Source organism: Rhizobium sp. 01T444 (genome assembly GCF_056398305.1).
The window spans coordinates 22297-29591 of record NZ_JBFTPD010000050.1; the positions used below are offsets into that span (position 1 = coordinate 22297).

At 60.5% G+C, this 7295-nt stretch carries 9 protein-coding genes; 6 read left to right on the plus strand and 3 right to left on the minus strand.

Annotated features, from left to right (window positions below):
- Positions 1-100 precede the first annotated feature (100 nt).
- The 6 genes from AC1DTN_RS35250 (at position 101) to AC1DTN_RS35275 (ending at position 5315) form a co-directional block, all read left to right on the plus strand.
- The gene (locus AC1DTN_RS35250) at positions 101-826 is read left to right on the plus strand and encodes an ABC transporter permease (protein ID WP_113324340.1); all 726 of its coding nucleotides are present in this window, start codon (positions 101-103) and stop codon (positions 824-826) included.
- 11 nt (positions 827-837) lie between these two features.
- Positions 838-1542 carry an ABC transporter permease gene (locus AC1DTN_RS35255; RefSeq protein WP_113324339.1) on the plus strand — a complete coding sequence of 235 codons (705 nt, stop codon included), beginning with the start codon at positions 838-840 and terminating at the stop codon, positions 1540-1542.
- Between the two features lie 27 nt (positions 1543-1569).
- On the plus strand, positions 1570-2346 hold the full coding sequence (locus AC1DTN_RS35260) for an ABC transporter ATP-binding protein (protein WP_037108536.1): 777 nt from the start codon (positions 1570-1572) through the stop codon (positions 2344-2346).
- On the plus strand, positions 2343-3836 hold the full coding sequence (locus tag AC1DTN_RS35265; protein WP_113324338.1) for an HAL/PAL/TAL family ammonia-lyase: 1494 nt from the start codon (positions 2343-2345) through the stop codon (positions 3834-3836). The genes AC1DTN_RS35260 and AC1DTN_RS35265 overlap by 4 nt, the downstream gene beginning before the upstream one ends.
- A 9-nt stretch (positions 3837-3845) precedes the next feature.
- Positions 3846-4976 (plus strand): N-methyl-L-tryptophan oxidase, encoded by a 1131-nt coding sequence (solA, locus tag AC1DTN_RS35270; protein ID WP_477924749.1) that lies wholly within the window; start codon positions 3846-3848, stop codon positions 4974-4976.
- Positions 4977-5051: 75 nt separating this feature from the next.
- A complete protein-coding gene (locus AC1DTN_RS35275; RefSeq protein ID WP_162748087.1) occupies positions 5052-5315 on the plus strand; it encodes a hypothetical protein in 264 nt (87 codons plus the stop codon).
- A gap of 47 nt (positions 5316-5362) precedes the next feature.
- On the opposite strand, the gene AC1DTN_RS35280 is transcribed toward AC1DTN_RS35275, so the two are convergent.
- The 3 genes from AC1DTN_RS35280 to AC1DTN_RS35290 form a co-directional block, all read right to left on the minus strand.
- Positions 5363-5839 carry a GNAT family N-acetyltransferase gene (locus AC1DTN_RS35280; protein ID WP_442207376.1) on the minus strand — a complete coding sequence of 159 codons (477 nt, stop codon included), beginning with the start codon at positions 5837-5839 and terminating at the stop codon, positions 5363-5365.
- A complete protein-coding gene (locus tag AC1DTN_RS35285; RefSeq protein ID WP_113324334.1) occupies positions 5839-6123 on the minus strand; it encodes a type II toxin-antitoxin system TacA family antitoxin in 285 nt (94 codons plus the stop codon). Before AC1DTN_RS35285 ends, AC1DTN_RS35280 begins: the two co-directional genes overlap by 1 nt.
- 221 nt (positions 6124-6344) lie before the next feature.
- Positions 6345-6806: an NUDIX domain-containing protein gene (locus tag AC1DTN_RS35290; RefSeq protein WP_477924751.1), complete on the minus strand. Its 462-nt coding sequence runs from the start codon at positions 6804-6806 to the stop codon at positions 6345-6347.
- Positions 6807-7295: the final 489 nt, after the last annotated feature.

Here is a 7295-nt window from a genome sequence, read left to right on the forward strand (position 1 = left end):
TTCGAGGGAATCCGCGTTCCGTGGTCTCCGCTTTGCGATCGGAGACCACGTGCTATTCTGACCGCCCGTCATCACGACGAAGACAGCGCTGGGAAGGCCCATGGCGATACTCGAACTGATTGGATTCGGCTCAACCGGGTGGGGAGCGTTCCTCCTCCTCGGCACATTGCTGACGCTCTGCGTGACCGCCACCGCACTTGCGATCGGCGCCGTGCTCGGCGCGATCATCGCAGCCGCGAAGCTCTCCAGCAATTTCGTGCTCATCACGATCGGCCATATCTACACCACCGTCTTCCGCGGTGTTCCGGAACTGCTGATCATCTATCTGATCTATTTCGGCGGTTCTTCGGCCATTACCGCGATCGGCCAGTCCATGGGATATGAAGGCTTTCTCGGCCTGCCATCCTTTGCCGCCGGCGCGCTTGCCGTCGGTATCATCTCGGGCGCCTATCAGGCGGAGGTCTATCGTGGCGCCTACAACGCCATTTCCAAGGGCGAGCTTGAGGCGGCTTCGGCGATCGGCATGCATCGCGGCCTGCGGTTTCGCCGCATCATCGTTCCCCAGGTCCTGCGCCTTGCCATTCCCGGCCTCGGCAATGTCTGGCAACTCAGCCTGAAGGACTCGGCGCTGATTTCGGTAACCGGCCTTGCCGAATTGATGCGTTCGAGCCAGGTCGCCGCGGGTTCGACCCGGCAATATTTCCTCTTCTATATCGTCGGCGGTGCGCTCTATCTGATCCTCACCAGCCTGTCCGACCGCGTCTTCAACGGCGCCGAGCGTAAGGCCAATCGCAGCATGCCGGCTTCGGCCATGGGCCAAGCATAGGGGGGAAACAGATGGACATTGCCTTCCTCTTCAGCACCATGGTCACGCTCTTGAAGGCGGTGCCGACGACGCTGATCCTGTTCTTCCTGTCGATCTTCTTTGGCGGATTGCTGGCGCTCGTCATCGTCGCCATGCGTGTCAGCGGCAATCCGATCCTCTCCGGCTTCGCCAAGGGCTACATCTTCGTCTTCCGCGGCTCGCCGCTGCTGATCCAGATGTTCCTGGTCTTTTACGGGCTCGGCCAGTTCGGCGTCATCCGCTATTCTTTCCTCTGGCCCTTCCTGCGCGAGCCGATGGTCTGCGCGGTTCTCTCGCTCGCACTCTGCACTGCCGGCTACTCGGCCGAGATCTTCCGCGGCGGCATTCGCGCCGTCTCGCCGAAGGAAATCGAGGCCGCGCGCGCGATCGGCATGTCCGGCCTCCTGATGGTGCGCCGCATCCTGGCGCCGATCGCCTTCCGGCATGCGCTGCCGGCCTATTCGACCGAAATCGTGCTGATGATGAAATCGACCGCACTCGCAAGCCTCGTGACGGTCTGGGAAGTGACGGGCGTTGCACAGCGGCTGATTTCGCAGACCTACCGCACGATGGAAGTCTTTCTCTGTGCGGCCATCATCTACCTCGTTTTGAACTTCATCATCCTGCAGGCCATGTCCCTGCTGGAATACTGGCTGTCCCGACATCGCCGCGCCATTCCGGCGGCGCTGAAGGCTTGAACCCGACTGAACGTGATTGGAGCTTCCATGCCCGGCGTAACCCGACTTTCGGTCCGCAATATCAGAAAGAGCTTCGGCACCCATGAAGTGCTGCGCGGCATATCGCTCGATGCCGAAGATGGCGACGTGATCTCGCTGCTCGGCGCGTCGGGCTCCGGCAAATCTACTTTCCTGCGCTGTATCAACCTTCTTGAAGTGGCGAGCGACGGCGAAATCTGGGTCGACGGCGAACACATCCAGATGATCCACAAGAACGGCAAGACGAAACCGGCGAGCCAGAAGCAGGTCGACCATATCCGCTCGGAACTTGGCATGGTCTTCCAGTCCTTTAATCTGTGGTCCCACATGACCATCCTGCAGAATGTCATCGAAGGGCCGGTCCATGTCTTGAAGCGGCCGCGGGCCGAATGCATCGCAGAAGCCGAAGCGCTGCTCGAAAAGGTCGGTATTGCCGACAAGCGCCACGCCTACCCGGCGCATCTTTCAGGCGGCCAGCAGCAGCGCGCGGCCATTGCCCGTTCGCTCGCCATGAAGCCGAAGGTCATGCTCTTCGATGAGCCGACCTCCGCGCTCGATCCGGAACTGGTCGGCGAAGTGTTGCGCGTCATGCGCGCGCTCGCCGAAGAGGGCATGACCATGCTCGTCGTCACCCACGAAATGAGCTTTGCCCGCAATGTGTCGAACCGCGTCGTCTTCATGCGCGAAGGGCTGGTCGAAAGCAGCGGCACGCCGAACGAAATGTTCGGCGGCGGCGCATCGCCGGCTTTCCGCCAGTTCATCGGCCATTTCGGAAGCGGCCAATGACCATCACCATCGACAGGGTTGCCGGCTGGCGCGATATCGCGCGCGTGGCCGAGGGGGAAGCGCTTGGCCTATCGCAAGCGGCTTGGGATCGTGTCACGCATGCAAGCCGCATCGTCGAGCGGATCGTCGAGACCGGCGTGCGGGCCTATGGCATCAATACCGGTGTTGGTGCGCTTTCTGATACCGTCGTCGACAGGGCCTCGCAGAGCAGACTGTCACGCAACATCATTCTCAGCCATGCGGTTGGCGTCGGCGAATTGCTGGCACCGCGCGAGGTGCGCGCCATCATCGCCGCGCAGATCGCCAATTTTGCCCACGGACATTCCGGAGTGCGTCCCGAGATCGTCCGCTATCTCGCCATTTTTCTCGAAAGGGGCTGTATTCCCGACGTTCCCTCCAAGGGTTCGGCGGGCTACCTCACCCATAACGCCCATAATGCGCTGGTGCTGATCGGCGAAGGCAGCGCCCGCGTTAAGGGCGGCCATATGAGCGGCCGCGACGCGCTTGCCGCCATCGGCCTCGAACCCTTGGTGCTCGGTGCCAAGGAGGGTCTCAGCCTCGTCAACGGCACAGCCTGCGCGACCGGGCTCGCAAGTGTTGCCCTGGCCCGCGCCGAGCGGCTTCTAGACTGGGCCGATGCGATCGCGGCACTCACGCTTGAAGCGGCCGGCTGCCAGATGGCGGCCTTCGATGCGGCTGTTCTGGCACTGCGTCCCTCCAAGGGCATCGCCAGCGTCGGCGCCTCGCTGCGCGCCACGCTTGCCGGCAGCGGGCTGATATCAGCTGCGACAGGCAAACGGACGCAGGACGCGCTCAGCCTGCGTTCAATCCCGCATGCCCATGGCGCCGCGCGCGATGTCTTTGATATTTCGGCCTTCGTCGTCGATCAGGAGCTTGCCTCCGTCACCGACAATCCCGCCGTGTCAGGCACGCCCGAGGAGCCGATCATATCCTCCGAAGCACATGCCGTAGCCCCTTCCCTTGCGCAGGCTGCCGATAGTCTTGCGACGGCCCTCGCTCAGATTTCCGCCATGAGCGAACGGCGCATGGACCGCCTCGTCAATCCGCTCGTGAGCGGCCTGCCGCCATTCCTGGCAAGCGATGCCGGCAGCAATTCCGGCCTCATGATCGCGCAATATACGGCAGCAGCCCTTGCCAACGAGAACCGGCGACTTGCCGCACCGGCCTCCACCGATGGCGGCATCACATCCGGCCTGCAGGAGGATTTTCTGGCGCACCCGACGGCCGCCGCCAACAAGCTTCTCGCGCTGATCGATAATGCCGAATACATCCTGGCAATCGAATTGATGGCGGCTGCGCAGGCCCACGAATTCCTCGTCGGTACCGCGTCGAGGGCGACGGGTACGGATGCTATCTACAAAGCCGTTCGCACGATCGTGCCTGCCTATGCCGACGACCGGCCGCTTTCGCGCGACATCGAAGCCTTACGCGGACTGATCCGTAAGGCCGCAGCACCAGCAATTCCCTGAGGAGACTTCATGACCGCCAGCTTCGACGTCGCCGTTATCGGCCTCGGTGCCATGGGGAGCGCTGCACTCGCTTTTCTGGCAGCCCGCGGTGTCAGGGCGATCGGCTTCGATGCCTATTTTCCGGCCCATGCGCTGGGTTCCTCGCATGGCGACAGCCGCCTGATCCGGCTTGGCTATTTCGAGGACCCGTCCTATGTTCCGCTGCTCAAGCGCGCCTATCAGAACTGGCGGTCGCTGGCGGCACGCCTGCGCACTGAGATCCTGACGATAACCGGCGTGTTGCAGATCGGCGCACCGGACAGCAAGATCGTTGCCGGTACACGCGCGTCCTCCGAACTCCACGGACTGGCCTATGAGGCGCTGGACAAGGAAGAGATGGCGCGCCGCTTTCCGGCCTTCCAGCTCGACGATCATGAGATGGCGCTGTTTGACCCGCAGGGCGGTTATCTTCGTCCCGAGACGGCTGTGCTGGGCTACCTGAGGCTCGCTGTCGAAGACGGCGCCATCCTCCACTTCGGCGAGAAAGTGACCGCAATCGAGCCCGATGATGCCGGTGTGACGATCATCTCTGAAACCGGGCGGTATCGGGCAGGGAAAATCGTCGTGGCGACCGGATCGTGGATTGCCGAACTGATACCCCAGCTGAAGCAGGCGGCGGTGCCAATCCGTCAGGTGGTTGCCTGGTATCAGCCGCAGGATGATGTCGCCACGCAGCCGCAGCGCATGCCCTGTTTCCTGCGGGACGAAGGTGCGCAAGGCACCTATTTCGGTTTTCCCGCCATCGGCGTCGACGGGGTGAAGGTCGGCAAGCACGCACATTTCCGCGAGCCGATCGATCCTAACAAGCCAAACCCGCCCGTCAACGATGCCGACCGGGATTTGCTTGACAGCTTCATCAGGAAGCGTGTTCCGGCTGCTGCCGGTCCTCGCATGAAGGAAACGACCTGCCGCTATACAATGCTGCCGAGCGAGGACTTTCTTCTCGACCATGTGCCAGGCGAAAAGAACATTGTCGTCGCTTCGCCCTGCTCCGGCCACGGCTTCAAGTTCACGAGCGTCGTCGGCGAAATCCTGGCGGATCTTGCCATTGATGGGCAGACCGCCCTGCCGATCAATGCCTTTTCCTTTACCAAGGTCTAGAACCGCGGGCGGCAGCCCGGAGGGCATCGGCGGCTGAGTAAGTCGCCTATGCGGGAAGAACTCGTGGATGATCTCATGATCGTCGATCTCATCGAACCGCAGAACGCCAAATTCACTGATCTGTCTCTTGTTCGGGCGGACAGTACCGCCAAGCAGATCGGAAGGGCAGGAGAAAAAGCAACGTTCATGAACCGTTGGCAGAAACTCGTTGAGATCGCCAAGATGGTTCTTGCCGAACTGCCCCGTGGGGTGGCCGAGAGACCTCAGCACGGTAGCGTCGACGATGGCGTGGAGACCGGCCGAGGGGTGGCTATCGAGCCATTTCCGCTTGATGGGTGAAAGGAGCCGAAGTCTCCAACGTCGATAAACCCGCCATGACTCAGGCCTTATCGAGCTTTCAACGACAATACCAAGGTCATGGGGTTCGCCGGCGAGGCCATAAACCCATAATGCTCATAGAAGGCCTTGGCTTCGTTGGAGATTGCGTGAACGACGAGACCGCGAATACCCATGATATGCGCTGCCTGTCCGGTGCGCAGCACGGCGTCCTGCAACAGTGCGGATCCGATACCTTTTCCCTGCCAGTTGCGGTCAATGGCCAGACGGCCAAGCACCGCCATGGGAACGGGATCGGGCATGTTGCGCCGGATTGTTCCCGGCGCATCTGCGACCGCGAGCGCCCCCGATGACAGGCAATAATAACCTACAACGCGCTCGCCTTCGCACACCACATACGTTCGCGAGGCGCCGCTGACCTGATTGGCCCGCGCCCGGCGGCGCAGCCATTCATCGAGGCTGTCGTGCCCGCTGTCAAAGAGCTGGAGATCGTGCGCTTCGCCGAGAAGCACCGGTGCTGACAACATTACGGCTGCCAGGGTTTGGGTGCGTTCATCAGCCGTTCGAAGCCTTCGCCGCCCGGCGGCTGGTCGAGCACGGCCAGATAGTGTTTATAGCTGTCGGGATCGACCTGCACCAATGTCTGGTCGAGAAGCGCGTCTTCGGCGGCGCGGCGCGCGGCATCGATCATGAAATCCGAGCGGGTTTTCCCGTGGGCCTTGGCGGCACGGTCGATCAGGACGCGGACGTCCTCACGAACCTTCAAATTGACGGGGCGTTTATGGCTGCCGGTTGCGTTTTTGCTGGTCATGGCATTTTTTCCTTCAAGGTCAATATAGCACAAACGGATACACAATGTGTATCTATTTCTTGCGGCATCGCGGTTCGATGGCCTTAAGCCGCCATTTCAGCTCTCCCGACATGAGCGTCGATGGCTTCCATGGCGAACGGGTCCGGCATCACTCCCAGTAGCAAGCTCGCCCTCAATCTTAGGAAGCTACGATAGCCGGTTCGTCGCATCCATCTCGATGTTCACGCTCGTGTCCTGAACCTCGATGATGAAACTGCGGTTGGATGTTCGAGCAAAGGGGCGGAAGCCAATGAGCAGGCGGCCCGAAGCGGACTACTGAGGCAAACTGGGTTGACCGATGTTCGGGAACAGAAGCTGCATTGGGTAAGGAGAGCAAGTTTCGGCATTTCATCGAAAGATGTATATTTCAAGCGGATCGTCTCGGTATCCGTATATCCGCCTGCTTCTCCGCGCATCAGGCATCTGAATAAAACAACCAGATATTTGACCTGATCTCCGTTCGGATAGGTGTATCGAAACTCTCTACCGCCAAATACCGCCAGAACTTCCGAGCGGATAACCGTAAGGCCGGTTTCTTCAAGTACTTCACGCTCTATCGCCTGCTCCGGCGTCTCGCCCAACTCGATGGCCCTAGCGGGTAGACTCCACCCTTCACCTGAACCCTTGTCGGGGGTGATATTCATGCTGTCTGTGGCGCTTGTTTTTCTGATAGCGCTCAAGCTTGCGGCACGTGGCAAGCCGGTTGGGTAGAGCGCATTGACATGCTCCCGCTAGGAACGAATGTTTTTGATCGCTGCCGCAAATGGCGGGGCAGAACCTCTATGCTACACGGTCGCCTTGAACCAAATCGAACCTCCGACCGCCAGTCACCAACCAAAAGTCACTGAAAATTCCGACTTTTCACCTTCAGCGTATGGATATGAAGATCGGGCGTTTATCCCGAGCCGGATACTATGCCGAGCTCATTCCCTAAAGCCCGAGATTTCCGGTAAACCAAGCTCAATGGCTCGGCATAGTAGCTTGTCTCTGCAACTTCAACTTAGCGGAGACGACATAAATGTCCGTACCTTCTTTCGCGGGGATGAAGTGCTGGAAGCTGATCTAGGATTTGCCGCATCGGCAAAGCGTGTATGCCCTCGTCCTATCAATGGTGGACAAGGGCTTCACTTAGG

Bases quoted from the DNA above. Each gene is read 5' to 3' on its own strand.
- solA (WP_477924749.1), top strand. From the start codon at position 3,846: ATGACCGCCAGCTTCGACGTCGCCGTTATCGGCCTCGGTGCCATGGGG.
- AC1DTN_RS35265 (WP_113324338.1), top strand. From the start codon at position 2,343: ATGACCATCACCATCGACAGGGTTGCCGGCTGGCGCGATATCGCGCGC.
- AC1DTN_RS35255 (WP_113324339.1), top strand. From the start codon at position 838: ATGGACATTGCCTTCCTCTTCAGCACCATGGTCACGCTCTTGAAGGCG.
- AC1DTN_RS35275 (WP_162748087.1), top strand. From the start codon at position 5,052: ATGATCGTCGATCTCATCGAACCGCAGAACGCCAAATTCACTGATCTG.
- AC1DTN_RS35290 (WP_477924751.1), bottom strand. From the start codon at position 6,806: ATGAATATCACCCCCGACAAGGGTTCAGGTGAAGGGTGGAGTCTACCC.
- AC1DTN_RS35285 (WP_113324334.1), bottom strand. From the start codon at position 6,123: ATGACCAGCAAAAACGCAACCGGCAGCCATAAACGCCCCGTCAATTTG.
- AC1DTN_RS35280 (WP_442207376.1), bottom strand. From the start codon at position 5,839: ATGTTGTCAGCACCGGTGCTTCTCGGCGAAGCGCACGATCTCCAGCTC.
- AC1DTN_RS35250 (WP_113324340.1), top strand. From the start codon at position 101: ATGGCGATACTCGAACTGATTGGATTCGGCTCAACCGGGTGGGGAGCG.
- AC1DTN_RS35260 (WP_037108536.1), top strand. From the start codon at position 1,570: ATGCCCGGCGTAACCCGACTTTCGGTCCGCAATATCAGAAAGAGCTTC.